Here is a 16987-nt window from a genome sequence, read left to right on the forward strand (position 1 = left end):
TGATGCGCGTGCCGGCGTTCCGGAACCTCTGGTACGCCCAGACGTTCAGCCTGCTCGGCACCCAGGTGACGCTGCTCGCGCTGCCGCTGGCCGCGCTGCTGCTGCTGGACGCGTCGGCGGCCCAGGTCAGCCTGCTGGCCGCGGCCGAGTACGTGCCGATCCTGCTGTTCGGCCTGCCCGCGGGCGCCTGGGTGGAGCGGCTGCCCAAGCGGACCGTGCTGCTGGTGTCGGACGCGGCGCGCGCGGTCGCGCTGGGCGTGGTGCCCGTGGCGTACGCGCTGGACCTGCTCACCCTGCCGCTGCTGTTCGCGGTGGCGTTCGCGGTCGGCCTGGGCACGCTGTTCTTCGACGTGGCGCAGATGTCCTACCTGCCCGCGCTGCTCGACGACGAGCAGTTGGCCGACGGCAACGCCAAGCTGGAGGGCTCCCGCTCGTTCGCGCAGCTCGCCGGGCCGAGCGGCGGCGGTGCGCTGGTGCAGGTGGTGAGCGCGCCGGTGGCGATCCTGGTGGACGCGCTCAGCTACGTGGCGTCGTTCGCGGTGCTGCTGTTCGTCAAGGGCCGGGACACCACCACGCCGCCGGCCGAGCGGCAGTCGCTGGGCAGGGAGATCGGCGAGGGCGTGCGGTTCGTGGTGCGGCACCCGCTGCTGAGGCCGCTGGCCATCGCCGACGCCGCGGCGAACTTCGCGTTCGCCGCCGTGCTGGCGCTCCAGGTCGTGTACGCGGCCGACGAGCTGCACCTGGGCGCCACGGCCATCGGCGTCGTGCTGGCCGTCGGCAACGCGGGCGGCCTGCTCGGCGCGCTGGTCAGCGGGCCGCTGAGCGGGCGCGTGCCGTCCGGGCCGCTGCTGATCGGGTCCATCGTCGTGTTCACCGCGGGCGCGGCCGTCCTGCCGCTGGCCGGTGGCGCGGTCGGGTTCGCCCTCGGCCTGTTCGTGGTCTACCTGGGCGTCGTCGTCTACAACGTGGTGTCCGTGACGCTGCGGCAGTTGGCGACGCCGGAACGCCTGATGGGCCGGATGAACGCCACGCTGCGCTTCATCGAGTGGGGCACGCTGCCGCTGGGCGCGGCGATCGGCGGCCTCCTGGTCGCGCCGCTGGGCATCCGGGCGGTGCTGTGGCTGGCCGCCGCCGTGTGCGCGGCGTCGGTGCTGGCGCCGCTGTTCTCGCCCGTGCGGGCGCTGAGGTCCAACACCACCGAAGAGCTGCAGGGGGCGCTGTGAACGAGGAGGAGAGCCCGCACCTGGCCGTGATCGGCATGGCGGGGCGGTTCCCGGGCGCGCCGGACCTGGCCGGGTTCTGGCGGAACCTGGTGGGCGGCGCCGAGTCGGCCGAGCGGTCGCCCTCGGGCGGCGACCGGTTCGACGCCGGGTTCTTCGGCTACGCGCCCAGCGAGGCGCTGCTGCTCGACCCGCAGCACCGGGTGTTCCTGGAGTGCGCGTGGGAGGCGCTGGAGCACGCCGGGTGCGACCCGTCGACCTACCCGGGCGCGATCGGCGTGTACGGCGGCAGCGGCGACACCGGCCACGCCGAGGTGCTGCGCCGGCACCGGTCGCGGTTCCCCAACACCTCGGAGCTGCAGTTCCGGATGGCCTCCGGGGTGGACTTCCTGACCTCGCGGGTGTCCTACAAGCTCGGGCTGACCGGGCCCGCGGTGACCGTGCAGACCGCGTGCTCCACCTCGCTGGTGGCGATCCACACCGCGGCGCAGGCCCTGCTGGCGGGCGAGTGCGACCTGGCCCTGGCCGGCGGCATCACCCTGCACGTGCCGTTCCCCGACGAGCCGGTCGAGGACGGGATCATCGCCCCGGACGGGCACTGCCGGGCGTTCGACGCCGCCGCGCGGGGCACGGTCGCCGGTGACGGCGCGGGGGTCGTGGCGCTCAAGCGGCTCGACGACGCGGTGGCCGACCGGGACCGGATCTTCGCCGTGGTCCTCGGGTCGGCGGTGAACAACGACGGCGCGGGCAAGGTGGGCTTCACCGCGCCGAGCGTGGACGGGCAGGCCGGTGCGGTGCGGGCCGCGCTGGACCTGGCCGGGGTGGACCCGCGGACCATCGGCTACGTCGAGGCGCACGGCACCGGCACGCCGGTCGGCGACCCGATCGAGGTGCGGGCGCTGACCAAGGCGTTCGAGGTGGACGAGACCGGTTTCTGCCTGCTCGGCTCGGTGAAGACCAACATCGGGCACACCGACGCGGCGGCGGGCGTCATCGGGTTCATCAAGGCCGTGCTGGCGCTGGACCGCGAGCTGGTGCCCGGGACGGTGCACTACGAGTCGCCCAACCCGCTGCTGGAGCTGGGGTCGAGCCCGTTCACCGTGACGTCGGCGGCGACGCCGTGGCCCCGGTCGGACCGACCGCGGCGGGCCGGGGTGAACTCGCTGGGCATCGGCGGCACCAACGCGCACGTGGTGCTGGAGGAGGCGCCTCCGCCGGTGCGCTCGGCCGGGCGCCCCTACCAGCTGCTGCCGGTGTCGGCGCGCGGGCCCGAGGCGCTGGCCGCCGCGGGTGGGCGGCTGGCCGCCGCGCTGGACGGGTCGGCCCAGGACGGCGGGGTGGCGCTGAACGACGTCGCGTGGACCCTGCAGACCGGGCGGAAGGCGTTCGAGCACCGCGGTTTCACCGTTGCGTCCGCTGTGGACGACGCGGCGCGGTCGCTGGTCCGGTTGACCGGCGCGCCCGTGCCGGGCACCGCGCCGGAGGTGGCGTTCCTGTTCCCCGGCCAGGGCGGCCAGCACGTGGGCATGGCGCGCGAGCTGTACGAGCACGAGCCGGTGTTCCGCGCCGAGTTCGACCGGTGCGCGGACCTGGCGCTGCCGGAGCTGGGCGCGGACCTGCGGCGGGTGGTGTTCGACGGTGACGCGCAGGTCCTGGCGACGATGAGCGCCGGTCAGCCCGCCGTGTTCGCCGTCGAGCACGCGCTGGCGCGGCTGCTGGTCTCGTGGGGCGTGCGGCCGACCGCGGTGGTCGGGCACAGCCTCGGCGCGTACGCGGCGGCCACGACCGCGGGCGTGCTGTCCGTGGAGGACGCCCTGTCGCTGGTGCTGGAGCGCGGGCGGCTGCTCGACGCGATCCCGGCCGGCGCCATGCTGGCCGTGCCGCTGCCGGAGGCCGAGGTGGTGCCGCTGCTCGGCGAGCTGTCGCTGGCCGCGGTGAACGGGCCGGAGCAGTGCGTGGTGGCGGGCCCGGTGGCCGGGGTGGCGGCCCTGCGCGAGCTGCTGGCCGCGCGCGGCGTGGACGGGCGGGTGCTGCGGATCAGCACGGCCGCGCACTCGTCGCTGGTGCAGCCGGTGCTGGAGGGGTTCGAGAAGCGGGTGGCCGGGGTGCGGCTGCACGCGCCCGCCGTCCCGTGGGTCTCCGACCGCACGGGCCGGTTCGTCAGCGCCGACGAGGCGACCGACCCGGCGTTCTGGAGCGCGCACCTGCGCGAGACCGTGCGGTTCGCCGACGCCCTGGACGCGCTGTCCGCCGCGGGCGGGCACGCGCTGGTGGAGGTCGGCCCCGGGCGCACCCTCTCCGGCCTGGCGCGGCAGCGGTCCTCGCCCGGGCGGGTCGTGGTGGCGAGCATGCCGCACCCCGCCGAGGACGTGCCCGGCCCGCACGTGCTGCTGGGCGCCGTGGGCGCGCTGTGGCAGGCGGGCGTGGCGGTCGACTGGGCCGCGCTGCACGAGGGGTCGGCGCCGGGGAAGGTGCCCCTGCCGACCTACCCGTTCCAGCGGCGGCGGTTCCGGCTCGACGTCGAGGTCGCCGAGGACGAGGTGGTCGGGACCGCCGAGGTGGTGCTGACGCCGACCGAGCGGGTGCTGGCCGAGGCGTTCGGCGCGATCCTCGGCCTGCGCCGGGTCGGGCCGGACGACAACTTCGTGGCGCTGGGCGGCGACTCGATGCTGGCCGCCCGCGTGGTGGCCGTGGTGCGGGCGGAGCTGGGCGTGCGGCTCGGGGTGCGGGACCTGTTCCGCGCGCCGACCGTGGCCGGGCTGGCGCGGCTGGTCGACGAGCGGGAGGCCGCGTGATGGACCAGTGGCTGCTGTGCCGCCACCGGCGGCCGGGCGCCGCCCTGCGGCTGTACTGCTTCCCGCACAGCGGCGGCTCGGCGGGCGAGTTCCTGCGCTGGGCCGACGACCTGCCCGACGTCGAGGTGTGGGGCGTCCAGCTCCCCGGCCGGGGCACCCGCCTGGACGAGGAGCCGCCGACGCGGCTGGACGCGCTGGTGGAGGCCGTCGTGGCCGAGGTGGCGTTCGAGGGGCCGTTCGCGTTCTTCGGGCACAGCCTGGGCTCGCTGGTGGCCTACGAGGTCGCCGCGGCACTGGGCGACCGCGGTCCGGTCCACCTGCTGGTGTCCGCGCACGAGGCGCCCCACCTGCACCGGGGCGACCCGACCGCGCACCGGCTCGACGAGGCCGGGCTGCTGGCCGCCGTGGAGCAGCGCTACGGGCCGCTGCCCGCCGAGGTCCGCGACGACCCCGAGTGGCGGGAGGTGGTCCTCGGGCCGCTGCGCGCCGACCTGGAGATGGTCGCCGGCTACCGCTTCCCCGGCCACGAGCCCCTGAGCTGCGCGATCACCGCCCTGGGCGGCCTGGACGACACCGTCGCCGCCGCCGACCTGTCCGCCTGGGACCGGCACACCACCGGCCCGTTCGCCCGCCGGGTGTTCGCCGGCGGCCACTTCTACTTCCGGGAGCAGCACCATGACGTCCTCCGTAGCCTCGCCGCCGACCTTGCGCGGCCTGTTCGATGAGCTGTTCCTCGGCCGGGTGCGCTGGGACCTGCTGCGCCCGTTCCCGGAGCAGGACCCGGCCGACCGCGCGGCGGGCGACGCGGCGGTGGCCGCGATCCGCGAGCTGCTGACCGCGCGGGTCAACCCCGAGCGGGTCGACCGCACCGGCGAGCTGCCCGACGGCCTGACCGGGGCGATGCAGGACGGCGGCTTCTACCGGATGCTGCTGGACCGCTCGCTCGGCGGCCTGGAGCTGTCGCCGCTCAACGCCCTGCGCGTGGTGTCCGCGGCCGCGAGCTGGTCGCCCGCCGTGGCGTGGTCGCTGGCCGTCGGCAACGGCTTCGGGTCCGGCTCGTACCTGCCGATCATCCCCGAGGGGCCGCTGCGGGACCTGATCACCCGCTACGTCCGCGAGGGCATCGTGTCCGGCAGCGCCGACACCGAGGCCAACGGCGCGGCCAACCACCGCCGCCACACCACGGCCGTCCCGGTCGACGGCGGCACCGCCTACGTGCTCAACGGCGAGAAGGTGTTCACCGGCAACGGACCCCTCGCGCGGATCGTGGACGTCGCCGCGACGGTCGAAATGGACGGCGTCACGCAGGTCCGGTACTTCTTCGTCGACACCACCTCGCCCGGGTTCACCAAGGTCACCCCGCACGAGTTCATGGGGCTCAAGGGCACGCCCATCGGCGTGCTGCGGATGGAGGACGTCCGGGTGCCCGCCACGCACCTGCTGCCGTCGTCGGCCGACGAGTCCCGGTACGCGCCGGAGATCGCCCGGCTGGCCACGCTGGCCCGGACGCTGGTCATCTCCTCGCCCGCGCTGGCCATCGCGAAGCTGTGCCTGGTGTGGCAGAAGGACTTCGTCAACCGCCGCGTCATGGACGACCGGCCGCTGGGTTCCTACGAGGAGGTCCAGCGGATCGTCGCGGAGACCGCGGCCGAGGCGTTCACCATCGAGAGCGTGCTGGAGTGGGGCCTGCTGGCCCGGGACCGCGCCAACACCGAGCCGGACCTGACCGCGGCCAAGAACACGACGTCGCTGGCGTGCTGGCGGGCGGTCGAGCGGACCATGTCGCTGCTGGGCGGCGAGGGGTTGGAGACCGCGCGCAGCAAGGCCAGGCGCGGGGCGGTGCCGCTGCCGGTGGAGCGGTTCCACCGCGACGCGCGCGGGTTGCGCGTGGCGGGCGGCGTGGACTTCCTGCTCGACTACTGGTCGGCCGAGTCGGCGCTGGTGTCCTGCTACTACGAGGCCGCGGACGCGCCGGTCACCGGGTCCCTCCCCGACGTGGACGAGGTGTCGCTGTCGCCGCGCTGCCGCGGGCACCTGCGGCACCTGCTGGCGCAGGCGGAGGCGCTCGGCTCGGCGTGCGCGCGGCTGACCCGCGAGCACGGCCGGGACGAGCTGCTGCGGCGCGAGCACGTCGTCATCACGCTCGGGAAGATCGCCAACGACCTGCTCGCCATGGCCGTGGTGCTGGCCAGGGCGGCGGCGCTGGCCGAGCGCGGCGACACCGCCGCCCTGGACCTCGCCGACGTCGCCTGCTCGGCGGCCCGGGTGCGCCTGGCCGGGCTGTGGCCCGAGCTGGACCAGTCCGCCCCCGACCACGCCGCGGTGAGCGCCGACCTGCTCGGCGGCGACCGGTTCGCGTTCCTGCTGTCCGACGTCGTCACCGACCTGCCCCCTCACGAGGTGTGACATGAACACCGTGCACGAGTTCGTCGCCGCCCACGCCCGCACGTCGCCGTCCCGGACCGCCGTGGTGTCCGGGACGGGGTCGATGACCTACGCCGAGCTGGACCGGCGCGCCGGCGGCCTGGCCGCCGCCCTGGTGGCGCGCGGCGTGCGGCCCGGCAGCCCGGTGTGCGTGCTGCTGCCCCGGTCCGCCGAGTTCGTCGTGGCCGCCCTGGCCGTGCTCAAGGTCGGCGGCCACTACGTGCCGCTCGACCCCGACTACCCGACCGCGCGGCTGGTGCGCATGGCGGCGGCGGTGCGGGCGCCGGTGGTGGTGACCGACGCGTCGCTGGCGTCGGTTTTGGACGTGCCGGCGGTGCTGGTGGACGGGTGCGCGCCCGCCCGGTTCGACGGCCCGATCGTGCCCGCCGACGAGCTGGCGTACGTGATGTTCACGTCCGGGTCGACCGGGGTGCCGAAGGGCGTCGCGGTGACGCACCGCGGGATCGTGCGGCTGGTGCGGTCGCCCGGGTGCGTCACGCTGCGGGGTCAGACCATGCTGCACATCTCGTCGCCGTCGTTCGACGCCGCCACGTTCGACATCTGGGGCGCGCTGGCCAACGGCGGGCGGCTGGTGGTCGGGCCGCCCGGCAAGGCGTCGGTGGCCGAGATCGGCGGGCTGGTGCGCGGGCAGGGCGTGACGACGGCGTTCTTCCCGACCGGGCTTTTTCACCTGATCGTGGACGAGGACGTGGCGGCGCTGGCCGGACTGCGGCAGGTCGTGGTCGGCGGCGACGTGCTGTCGGCGGCGCACGCGCGGCGGTTCCTGGCGGCCGTGCCGGGGTGCCGGCTGGTCAACGGGTACGGGCCGACCGAGATGACGACGTTCACCACGTTCCACGACGTGCGCGGCGGGGACGGGCCGGTGCCGATCGGGACGCCGCTGAACCGGACCACCGTGCGGGTGCTGGACGACTCGCTCGACCCGGTGCCGTTCGGGACGCCCGGGCAGCTGTACGCCGGGGGTGACGGCCTGGCGCGCGGGTACCTGGGCGACCCGGCGCTGACGGCCGAGCGGTTCGTGCCGGACCCGTGGGTGCCCGGTGCGCGGCTGTACGCGACGGGGGACTTGGTGCGGGAGACCGTGGACGGGTTGGAGTTTTTGGGTCGGATCGACGGGCAGGTGAAGAAGCGCGGGTTCCGGGTGGAGCCCGGTGAGGTGGAGGCGGCGCTGCGGGACGACCGGGACGTGCGGGACGCGGCCGTGGTGGCGACCGGGGAGCGGGCGGACACGCGGCGGCTGGAGGCGTTCCTGGTGCTGACCGGGCCGCTGGCGGGGGTGCGGGCGCGGGTGTCGCGGGTGCTGCCGGAGCACCTGCTGCCGGACCTGTGGTTCGAGGTGCCCGAGCTGCCGCTCAACCCGAACGGGAAGGTGGACCGCGCGGCTCTCCGCTCGCAGCCGCAGGGGTCGGCGGTCGTGGGGTCGGCGGTCGTGGGGTCGGCGGTCGTGGGGTCGGCGGTCGTGGGGTCGGGGGGATCGGGTGCCGGCTCGGGGGTGGCGGGCGCGGCGGCCTGGGGCGCGGGCCCGGGTGCGGCGGGCGCGGCGAGGGCGGCGGGCGCCGACTCGGGCGCGGCGGGCGCGAGTGCGGCGGGCGCGGCGGCCCGGGGCGCGGGCTCGGGGGTGGCGGGCGCCAGCTCGGGCGTGGGTGCGGCGGGTGCGGGTGCGGCGGGTGCGGCGGGCGCGGGCGCGGGCGCGGCAAGCGCGGGGGCGGGGTCAGCCGGCTCTGGTCCCGGCTCGGGCATGAACCCGACCGAGAACACCATCGCCGCGATCTGGCGGGACGTCCTGGAGGTCGAGGAGGTGGGCCGCGACGACGACTTCTTCGCCCTCGGCGGCCACTCCCTCATCGCGAACCGCATCGTCACCCGGATGCGCAAGGCGCTGGGCGTCGACCTGCGCCTGGTCGTGTTGTTCGACCACCCGACCGTGGCCGGGCTGGCGCGGGTCGTGGACGCTAGCAGCTGACCCGGACGTCGGTCAGCAGGCCGAGGGACTGGGCGCGCAGGACCGTCGAGAGGCGGTCCGTCGTGCCCAGCTTCCGGTAGACGTGCTGGAGGTGGCGGTGGACCGTGCGCGGGGAGATGTCCATGCGCCGGGCGATCGCCTCCGCGGTCAGCCCCTCCGCCAGCACGGCCAGCACGGTCTGCTCGCGGTCGGTCAGCCCGTGGTCCGCCGGGCCGGACACGCCCAACCGGTCGGCCAGCCCCGGTTCGCACCGGTCGAGCAGGGCCCGGGACCGCTCGCGCTCCTGGCGCTCCTGCTGGGCGCGGCCCGTCAGCCGGAACAGCGCGGCGGCGGCCAGGTGCGTGTGCGCGGCCAGCACGGTGTTGTCGCCGGCCTCGAACTCCGCCGCCGCCCGGACCGCGTGGTTGGCGGCCTCCGTGGGTGCCTCGGGCCGCAGCGCGCCGACCCGCGCCAGGTGGACGTACGCCTGCCCGAGGTGCAGCGGCAGGGCCTCGCCCAGGGCCCGCGCGCGTTCGGCCCAGCCGATCGCGGCCACCGGCCGGTTCCGCGCGCCCTCCGCCAGGGCGAGCACCGCGCACCGCGTCACCTCGACCAGCGGGTCCGGGTCCGCGGTCTGGTGCAGGGTCTCGACGGCCCGGTCCGGCTCGCCCGCGGAGAGCAGGGCCTTGGCCAGCGCCGTCCGCGACACGTGGTCCCGACCGGCCCGGACGGCCTCGCGCGCCAACCGGACGGCCCCCGCGGCGTCCCCGCGCCAGAGCGCGACCCTCGACCGGCCGGCGAGCGACCGGGCCCGGGCGGCGGGGGCCTCCCAGGCGTCCAGGTAGCACTCGACGGCGGCGTTGAGGCGGCCGAGGCGCTCCAGGGCCTCGCCCTGGGCCAGGGCGAGGTGGGGCAGGAGGTCGTGCCGGTCCGCCGCGCGGGCTCGGCGGGTGGCCCGCTCCAGGTGCTCCAGGGCGGCCCGGGGCTGTTCGAGGGCCAGTTCGGCGCGGGCGAACCAGAGGAGGGCCTGGGGTGGGGCGTCGGTGAGGGTGCGGGCTTCGGCCAGGAGGGCGGGGGTGCGGTGGTCCACCGGTTTGTTCAGGCGGACGCCCAGGGCGAGGGCCAGGAGGGCGGGGTCCTGGAGGTGGCGGGCTGTGGCGATGACGTCGTCGGCGCGGTTGCGGGCGGTGGTGGGGTCGGTGGCCAGGCCCAGGTGGAGGAGGGCGCGGTCGGTGGTCGGGCTCGTGTCGAGCCGGGTGCGGTCGGCGGTTCCAGCGGCCGGAGCGCCGGGTTCGGGCTCGGCGCGGTTGGCGACAGCAGCGGGGGCGGGGCGGGTGCTGTTGGCGTCGGCGGCTCGGGTCCCTTCGGGCCGGGTGCGGTTGGTGGCCCTGGTCAGTTCCCTGTTGAGCAGGGCGTTCGCGGCGGCGTGGCGGCCGTGGGCGCGGTGCGCCAGGGCGTGGCGGAGGGCGATCTCGGCCCGGTCGGCCGGTTGCCCGTCCAGCAGGGCGTCGACCGCCCGGTCGTCGTGGTGGGCGGCCAGCCCGCGGAGCGCGCCCTCGTGGTCCGGGCGGGCGCGGAGGGCTTTGCGCAGCCAGTGCAGCGCGATCGTCGGCGACGTGTGCCTGGTGGTGTTGGCGGCCTCCACCAGGGCGTCCGGGTCCGTCACGTGGTGGGCGCGCACGGCGAGCGGCACGCCTCGTTCCAGCAGTGCGCGTGCGGCGCGGTGGTGCGCGGCTTCCCGCTGCTCCGGGTCCATGGCCTCGTAGACGTGGCGTCGTTGGCTCGCGTACCTGAAGTGGCCGTCGGGGTCCAGCACCTCCGCGGCGGTCAGCCGTGCCAGCGCCCGGTGCGCGTCCTGCCGGGTCGTCCCCGCCACCGCCGCGACCAGGTGGGGATCGGCCGTGCCCAGGACCGCGGCCGCCTCGGCGATCCCGCGATCGTCCACGAGCGGGTGATGTTCCAGTGCGATCGGGTGAACCTCCACCACCTCTGCCGACGGCAGGAGGTCGTACCCGGGCCGGTGGGCCACGGCGACCAGCAGGTCGGCCGACGTGCGGTGGCGGGCCAGGCGGTCGAGCAGTTCCAGTGACGCGGGGTCGGCCAGGTGGGCGTCGTCGACCGCCAGGAGCAGGCCGGACGGTGTGGCGATCGCGTCGACCAGCTCGACCACCGCGCGCTGCACCCGGTGGCGCTCGGCGTCCAGACCGGGGGTCAGCACCGAGTGGAGCACCGCCCGGAGCAGCAGGACGGCGTCCTGCGCGGACGGGTCCAGGACGCCGACCGGAACCTGCCGCAACGCCTCGCGCACGGCCCCGAACGGCACCATCCGGTCCGCCTCGGTGGGGCGGACCACCAGGGCGGGGACATCGCGTTCCCGCGCCGAGCGGACCAGCTCCCCGAGGGCGGTCGACTTGCCCCGCTCCCCGATCACCCGGACCAGCCGCAGGCCGCGGGCCGGTGCCGAGAAGTTCCGTACGACGGGCTGTTCGCCCAGGTCAAGTGTGCTCATTCGCTCCTCCCGGGAGGAGGAGTCCCGGGGGCACGACCGAATACAAGCGATCAGTACAAGTGATCACGGAATGCATGGTCGGCGAATGGTCGTTCACCCGAGTGGGGTAGTGCGGCGCTGGAGTGTCCTGGTTCGGCGGCTGTGTGGTCGCGCTCTCACGCCACCACCGACCACCCGCTGTCGTGGATGGTCGCCGGCCGACGGGCACCGGCTTACGACGGCGGACCGGGCAGGGTGGCGGGCTGGGCTGGGCGGCAAGCAGGGCTGGGCGGCGGGCCGGGCTGGGCTGGGCGGCGGGGCAGGGTGGCGGCTGGGCAGGGTGGCGGCTGGGCAGGGTGGCGGCTGGGCAGGGTGGCGGCTGGGCAGGGTGGCGGCTGGGCAGGGTGGCGGGCCGCAGACCAGGCCAAGCCGCGAGCCGCGCCGAGCGCCGGATCGAGCCGGGCATCGGGCCAGGCGGGCATCGGGCCAGGCGGCGAACCAGGCCAGACCGCGAGCCGCGCCAAGCGCCGGGCCGGACCGGGCCAGGCCGGGCCGCGCTGAGCGACAAGCCGCGCCGAGCGCCGGGCCGGGCCGAGCCGCGAGCTGGGCCGGGCGCCGAGCCAGGCGCCGGGCCAGGCGCCGGGCCGGGCGGTGTTGGTGGGCTCCGCGCTGGTCCGGGGCCCACCAACGTGCCGCCCGCGCCGCCCGCCTACCCGACCACCCCCACCGATCAGCGGTGGCGGCGTTCGAAGTCGGTGAAGGCGGCCTCCTGCGCCCACTGCAGCTTCGCCTTGGGGTTGCGCTCCAGGAACGCCCGGCACGATGCGCTCGGCCTCGGCGACCCGGCCCGGTCGCGGGCGCAGGCACCGGTGAGCACGTAGTCGTCCGGGCCTCGCCACAGGCGCTCGCCTTCGAGGAAGGCGTGGTCCAGCGAGGTGCGGGCGATGGTCTTCAACGACCGGTAGCCCAACCGGTAGTCGGTGGTGGCCCGGACGTACTCGCGGGTCAGGTCGGTGCGGGAGATGCCCTCGTCGTCGGTGGCCAGGGTGATCGGCACGCCGAACGCCCGGTAGGTCGGGAACGGGTGCTCCTCGCCGGACACCTCTAAAATCTGGGCGTTGCTGGTCAGCGGGCTCTCCACCATCACGTGCCGCTGGCGCATGGTGCGCATCAGCGCCGGCCAGCGGTCCTCGTGCAGGACGTCCACGGCGTGGCCGACGCGCTCGGCGTGGCCGACCTCCACGGCCTCGCGGATGTGGTAGGTCAGCTCCTCGGGCTTGACCAGGCCGGGTGCCAGCTCGCCGGCGTGCAGCGTGATGTGCCCCTTGGCGTAGGCACCGCGCAGGTGGTCCAGCATCCTCATGTGCAGCCGGTAGTCGCGGAGGGCCACCTCGGCGTCCTCCGGCTGCACCAGGTTCAGCGCGACGTTGCGGTGGTCCGCCTCGGCCAGCTCGAAGCCGTAGACCATGTAGGTGAACACCACGGCCGGGTCGTTGGTGCGACCCACCTGGTGGATGTAGCGCAGGGTCACCCCGCAGCCCGGTGACGCCTGCGCGGTGCCGCAGCGCAGCAGCTCGCGGTAGCGGGCCTCGTCGCGGTCGGTCTCCTGGCGGGCCGCCGCCACGATCGCGGCCAGCCTGCCGTCGGCCAGGACGCGCCGGCGCAGCTCGGCGAAGTCCTCGGTGAACTCGATGCCCCGGGCCAGCTCGAACACCGCGGAGCCCTGCCGGGTGGTCATGGTCTCCATGTACGACTCGCGCTGCCTGCCCGCCTTGTCGAGCACGTCGGCCAGCATCTCGGGGCGGTGCGGGCCGGTGATGGCGCCGGTCTTGCCGAACGCGGCGAAGAAGTGGTCGTGCCCGCTCTCCCCTCCCCCGGGTTGGAAGCCCTCCATCGACCACGCGCCGATCACCTCGGCGCGGAACGCCGGGTCGCCCTGCGCGTCCGCCGCCGGGCGCTGCTCCGGGCCGCACGGGCCGGCGGCGGCCACGTGGGTGGTCACGTGGATGCACATGCCGTCCTGCGCGGCGAGGTCGATCAACGTCTCCGTGGTGACGGCGCCGGACAGGTGGGTGTGCAGGTCGCCGCCCTTGGGTAACTCGCGCAGGAACGCGTCGAGGCGGGCCGGGTCGGCGCGGATCGAGTCGAGGTGGCGCTCGACCGCGACCTCCGGCGGCGTCGTCGCGGACGCCGGGGGCGCGCCGGCGAGCGCACCCGACGCGAGCAGTCCGACGGCCGCGACCGCCGGTCCGACTGAGCTGGTCCGAAGTGTGCGCACGATTGCCTCCGGGGACGTCGTGTGATCCACCACCATTGAGCCGTGGCGTCGGCGATGGCGCAATCGATCTAGGAATGTTCACGGAAAAGTGTGGCACCGCGCAGGTTTCAACCGCTCTCCGTGCACAAAGGACGATTACGAACGAAGCAGCGGAACAACACCGACGAATGAAATCACCAGGTAACCGGCAGTGAGGTCAGGCCGCCGGTCAGGGCGTCCTGGCGCATCGTCAGCTCCTCCAGCGGCACGGCCGGCCTCATGTCCGGGAACCGGACGGGCAGGCGCGAGAAGACGGCCTGCAACTCGATGCGGGCCAGGGGCGCGCCGATGCAGTAGTGGGACCCGTGGCCGAACGACAGGTGGTGCGCGGCCCGGCGGGTCACGTCCACCCGGTTCGGGTCGGGGAAGACCTCCGGGTCGTGGTTGGCCGCGCCGATGTCGAGCAGCACCAGGTCACCGGTCTTGACCGCCACGCCGTCGATCTCCAGGTCGGTCCGCGCGTACCGCGGCACCCCTCCCCCGCTGGTGCCCGGGATGCGCATGATCTCGTCGACCGCGTTCGGGACCAGGTCGGGGTCGTCGCGCAGCGCCCGCCACTGGTCGGGGTTGGCCAGCAGCCCCAGCGCGCCCATGCCGATCTGCACGACCGTCGTCTCGTGCCCGGCGAAGAGCAGCGACATCGACAGCACCGCGGCTTCCTCGTCGCTGACGTCCTCGTCCTGGCACAGCCGCGAGAGCACGTCGTCGCCCGGCTCGCGGTGCTTGCTCGCGATCAGCTGCCTGCCGTACTCGTACAGCTTGCCCAGGCCCTCCAGGGACCGGGCGCCGTCGCGGATGTCGCCCGCCGCCTCGCTCCAGGCCCGGAAGTCGGCGCGGTCGGCGTAGGGCACTCCGATCAGCTCGCAGATCACCAGGATGGGCAGCGGCAGCGCGAGCGCGTCGTTCAGGTCGACCGGCGGGGTGCGGCGCGCCATCTCGTCGATCAGCTGCTCGGTGATGGCCTCGACGCGCGGTCGGAGCGCGCGCATGCGGCCGGGCGTGAAGTGCGGTTGGAGCAGGCGCCGCAGGCGGGCGTGGTCGGTGCGTTCGGTGTCGAAGTCGCCCATCGGGCCGCCGAACAGCGCCGACGCGCCGGCGCGGGCCGCGGTCTCGGGGGCGGGGTGGGCCCGGCCCAGCCGGTCGTCCGAGAGCAGGGTGCGCACCAGGTTGTAGTCGGTGACCAGCCAGCCCTCGTCACCGACCACCGTGCGGATCCGGTGCACGGAGCCGCTGCCGATCAGCTCGCTCAGCGCGGGCGGGAAGCGGAGCGGGTCTTCCTGGGTGAAGGGCAGCTGGACGGTCATGGTGACCCCCGTGGTGTTCCACCTCTGGTCGTTGGGTACCCGGCGACGGTATTGCGGACTTCCGCACCCAACAAGGAACCTGGCGTGGAACGACCCGTCCGGCGGAGCGGGTGCACCCGCTGCGGGGAGGCTTCGCCGGACGAGGCGACAGGGCCGGGGTGACAGGGCCGATGCGACCGGGCCGGGGTAACTGGGGCCGGGGTGACTGGGGCCGCAGCGACCGGGCCGACGCGATCGGGCCGACGCGACCGGGGCTGACACGACCGGGGCCGACGCGACCGGGGCCGGGGCGACCGGGCCGACGCGACCGGGGCTGATACGACCGGGGCCGGGGCGACCGGGCCGATGCGCCGCCGGGCGAACTCCGCAGTCGAGTCGCCGCTCAGGCCACCGCGCTCACCGGGCGGCCGGCCTGGCCGGGCGATCCGCCCGCGAAATCCACCCGACCCGACCTGACCTGACCGCCCGCCCGCGCCACCCACCCGCGTGACCAGCCCAACCAAGCGGCCCGGCCACGTGGCCGGGCCGCCGGGCGACGTACGCGGTCAGGCGCGGACGCGGGGTGGCATGGCCGCGGGCGGTTGCTGGCGCCAGGCGCGGACCGCCACCCGAACGGGTAGCGCCGCGGTGATGACAGCACCGAGCGTGATCAGGGCTGGTGACGCCAGGGTCACCCCGGCGATGATGGTCACCAGGCCCAGCGAGTAGGCGGCGAGCAGCACCACTGCCGACCGCACCGGCTTCGGGACGCGCACCGCCGAGCGGGCGCGGGCGAGCCGGGCGGCGAAGCGGGGGTCGTCGGCGGCCAGTTGTCGCTCGATCTCCGCCAGTGCGCGTTGCTCGTGGTCCGAGAGTCCCATCGTCGCGCTCACCTCCACGTCGTCCGGTCCGGTGCGGTCCCCCTGTCGAGTGTTACCCCGGATCAGGCGGGCCGGCTACCGCGCGACGTTCACTCGATTCCGGCGTAAGAGCGCAGGCCGACCGCGACGAGGTCGACGAAGAACAGGTCGACCAGCACCACGACCAGCCCGGCGACGTTGATCCAGGCCGCCGGACCGCCCTTCCAGCCGGCGGTGCCGCGCTTCGGCGCGCGGGCGCTGAACAGGTGCAGCGCGCTGACCACCCCGGAGAGCAGGAACACGCCGCCGGCCATGATCGCGGTGGCGACGTGGATGGCGATCCGGTACGAGCGCGATGAGGGTCACGCCGCACCGCCCGGGGCAGCGGCGGCAGACCGGCCAGGCGGACGAGGCGGGCCCTCGATCGCGCCACCCGGCCCCAACCCGCCCGTGCTCGTGCCCCGGCACCGCACCCACCCCGGCACGGCTCAGCGCGTCGGACGCCCCCGGAGCCGCGCACCGGGCACGCAGTGCGCCACCGGCCGAATGACACGACCCGCGTCCCGCACGGTGGACGGCCTTGAGGGGGTGCCCCGGCGTTGGGATGCTGCGAACCATGAGCCAGCCACTCGTCGTCGGCACCCTGGTCGGCAACCCCCGCCCAGCGTCCCGCACGCGCACCGCCGCGCTCGCCCTGTCCGAGGCGGTCCGCCGCGCGGCGGGCACCGCGGTGGCCCCCGACGGGCCGCTGGTGGACGCGGCGGAGCTGGCGCCCTCGGTGTTCGAGCCGGGCGCGACGGCCGTGCGGGAGGCGTTGGACCGCCTGGCGGCGGCCGACGTGCTGGTGGTGGCGTCACCGACGTACAAGGCGACGTACACGGGTCTGCTCAAGGCGGTCCTCGACCAGGCGCCCGGCAACTGGCTGCGCGGCCGGACCGCGGTGCCGCTGCTGGTGGCCGCCGCCGACCGGCACGCCCTGGCCGTCGAGCTGCACCTCAAGCCGCTGCTGGCGGAGCTGGGCGCGGCCGTGCCGGGGCGGGGCGTGTTCGTCAACGAGGCCGAGCTGGCCGCGGACCGGGAGGAGCTGGTCGTCCTGCTCGGCGACCGGCTGGTCGAGGCGGGGTGGTTCGCGACACCGGTGGGGGTGGCACCATGACCGACCTGCGCACGGCGCTGCGCGACTTCCCGCAGGCGGTGGGCATCGTCACCGCGGCCGGCGCCGAGGGCCCGGTGGGGGTGACGGTCAGCTCGTTCACGTCCGCGAGCCTGGACCCGCCGATGGTCGTGGTGTGGATCGGCGAGGGCGCGTCGGCGTGGCCGGTCCTGCGCACCGCGCCCCTGTTCGCGGTCCACCTGCTGCACGCGGGCCAGACCGCCCTGTCCGACCTGTTCGCCACCGCCGGCGCGGACCGCTTCGGCCCGGCCACGAACTGGACCGCCGACGTCGACGGCGTGCCCCACCTGCTGGACGCGCCGCTGCGCCTGCTCTGCCGCACGGCCCGCCGGATCGCCGTCGGCGACCACGTGGCCCTGGTGGGCGAACCGCTGGAGGTCCGGCACCACACCGGCAGCCCGCCGCTGGTCCGCTTCCGCGGCCGGTACACCTCGGTCGCCTGACCCGCACCGCGCGGGTCAGG

Annotated in this window: 12 protein-coding genes; 7 read left to right on the forward strand and 5 right to left on the reverse strand. The window is 75.5% G+C overall.

Annotated features, from left to right (window positions below; all coding sequences use genetic code 11):
* Positions 1-2: 2 nt before the first annotated feature.
* Genes EKG83_RS30520 through EKG83_RS30540 form a run of 5 tightly spaced genes read left to right on the forward strand, consistent with a single transcriptional unit; the run spans position 3 to position 8423 of the window.
* A complete protein-coding gene (locus EKG83_RS30520) occupies positions 3-1223 on the forward strand; it encodes an MFS transporter (RefSeq protein WP_033432098.1) in 1221 nt (406 codons plus the stop codon).
* Complete coding sequence (locus tag EKG83_RS30525) at positions 1220-4015, forward strand: type I polyketide synthase (RefSeq protein WP_033431991.1); 2796 nt, start codon at positions 1220-1222, stop codon at positions 4013-4015. The genes EKG83_RS30520 and EKG83_RS30525 overlap by 4 nt, the downstream gene beginning before the upstream one ends.
* Positions 4015-4740 (forward strand): thioesterase II family protein, encoded by a 726-nt coding sequence (locus tag EKG83_RS30530; protein ID WP_033431992.1) that lies wholly within the window; start codon positions 4015-4017, stop codon positions 4738-4740. The genes EKG83_RS30525 and EKG83_RS30530 overlap by 1 nt, the downstream gene beginning before the upstream one ends.
* The gene (locus EKG83_RS30535) at positions 4691-6421 is read left to right on the forward strand and encodes an acyl-CoA dehydrogenase family protein (RefSeq protein ID WP_063741359.1); all 1731 of its coding nucleotides are present in this window, start codon (positions 4691-4693) and stop codon (positions 6419-6421) included. The genes EKG83_RS30530 and EKG83_RS30535 overlap by 50 nt, the downstream gene beginning before the upstream one ends.
* A 1-nt stretch (position 6422) precedes the next feature.
* Positions 6423-8423: a non-ribosomal peptide synthetase gene (locus tag EKG83_RS30540; RefSeq protein ID WP_051766170.1), complete on the forward strand. Its 2001-nt coding sequence runs from the start codon at positions 6423-6425 to the stop codon at positions 8421-8423.
* On the opposite strand, the gene EKG83_RS30545 is transcribed toward EKG83_RS30540, so the two are convergent.
* The 5 genes from EKG83_RS30545 to EKG83_RS30565 all read right to left on the reverse strand — a co-directional run bounded on the left by EKG83_RS30545 (position 8413) and on the right by EKG83_RS30565 (position 15664).
* Positions 8413-10911, reverse strand: coding sequence for a LuxR family transcriptional regulator (locus EKG83_RS30545; RefSeq protein WP_033431993.1), 2499 nt, complete (start codon positions 10909-10911; stop codon positions 8413-8415). The two genes, EKG83_RS30540 and EKG83_RS30545, sit on opposite strands and share 11 nt — an antisense overlap.
* A 709-nt stretch (positions 10912-11620) precedes the next feature.
* Positions 11621-13168, reverse strand: a complete 1548-nt coding sequence (locus EKG83_RS30550; protein ID WP_033431994.1) for an adenosine deaminase family protein — start codon at positions 13166-13168, stop codon at positions 11621-11623.
* Positions 13169-13341: 173 nt separating this feature from the next.
* Positions 13342-14511: a cytochrome P450 gene (locus EKG83_RS30555; protein WP_033431995.1), complete on the reverse strand. Its 1170-nt coding sequence runs from the start codon at positions 14509-14511 to the stop codon at positions 13342-13344.
* Positions 14512-15056: 545 nt separating this feature from the next.
* Positions 15057-15371, reverse strand: coding sequence for a DUF3040 domain-containing protein (locus EKG83_RS30560; RefSeq protein WP_063741363.1), 315 nt, complete (start codon positions 15369-15371; stop codon positions 15057-15059).
* Positions 15372-15460: 89 nt separating this feature from the next.
* A complete protein-coding gene (locus EKG83_RS30565; RefSeq protein ID WP_033431996.1) occupies positions 15461-15664 on the reverse strand; it encodes a hypothetical protein in 204 nt (67 codons plus the stop codon).
* 302 nt (positions 15665-15966) lie between these two features.
* On the opposite strand from EKG83_RS30565, the gene EKG83_RS30570 reads away from it, so the two are divergent.
* Entirely contained in the window at positions 15967-16506 is a 540-nt protein-coding gene (locus tag EKG83_RS30570) for an NADPH-dependent FMN reductase (protein ID WP_033432102.1), read from the forward strand.
* Positions 16503-16967, forward strand: a complete 465-nt coding sequence (locus tag EKG83_RS30575) for a flavin reductase family protein (protein ID WP_033431997.1) — start codon at positions 16503-16505, stop codon at positions 16965-16967. Before EKG83_RS30570 ends, EKG83_RS30575 begins: the two co-directional genes overlap by 4 nt.
* Positions 16968-16987: the final 20 nt, after the last annotated feature.

Origin of the sequence: Saccharothrix syringae, assembly GCF_009498035.1 — a bacterium.
GTDB classification, from domain to species: Bacteria; Actinomycetota; Actinomycetes; order Mycobacteriales; family Pseudonocardiaceae; genus Actinosynnema; species Actinosynnema syringae.

What these genes read in the sequence shown, in the direction of transcription:
- EKG83_RS30575 (WP_033431997.1), top strand. Translation starts at nt 16,503, where the DNA reads ATGACCGACCTGCGCACGGCGCTGCGCGACTTCCCGCAGGCGGTGGGC.
- EKG83_RS30530 (WP_033431992.1), top strand. Translation starts at nt 4,015, where the DNA reads ATGGACCAGTGGCTGCTGTGCCGCCACCGGCGGCCGGGCGCCGCCCTG.
- EKG83_RS30545 (WP_033431993.1), bottom strand. Translation starts at nt 10,911, where the DNA reads ATGAGCACACTTGACCTGGGCGAACAGCCCGTCGTACGGAACTTCTCG.
- EKG83_RS30570 (WP_033432102.1), top strand. Translation starts at nt 15,967, where the DNA reads ATGAGCCAGCCACTCGTCGTCGGCACCCTGGTCGGCAACCCCCGCCCA.
- EKG83_RS30565 (WP_033431996.1), bottom strand. Translation starts at nt 15,664, where the DNA reads ATGGCCGGCGGCGTGTTCCTGCTCTCCGGGGTGGTCAGCGCGCTGCAC.
- EKG83_RS30520 (WP_033432098.1), top strand. Translation starts at nt 3, where the DNA reads ATGCGCGTGCCGGCGTTCCGGAACCTCTGGTACGCCCAGACGTTCAGC.
- EKG83_RS30535 (WP_063741359.1), top strand. Translation starts at nt 4,691, where the DNA reads ATGACGTCCTCCGTAGCCTCGCCGCCGACCTTGCGCGGCCTGTTCGAT.
- EKG83_RS30540 (WP_051766170.1), top strand. Translation starts at nt 6,423, where the DNA reads ATGAACACCGTGCACGAGTTCGTCGCCGCCCACGCCCGCACGTCGCCG.
- EKG83_RS30560 (WP_063741363.1), bottom strand. Translation starts at nt 15,371, where the DNA reads ATGGGACTCTCGGACCACGAGCAACGCGCACTGGCGGAGATCGAGCGA.
- EKG83_RS30555 (WP_033431995.1), bottom strand. Translation starts at nt 14,511, where the DNA reads ATGACCGTCCAGCTGCCCTTCACCCAGGAAGACCCGCTCCGCTTCCCG.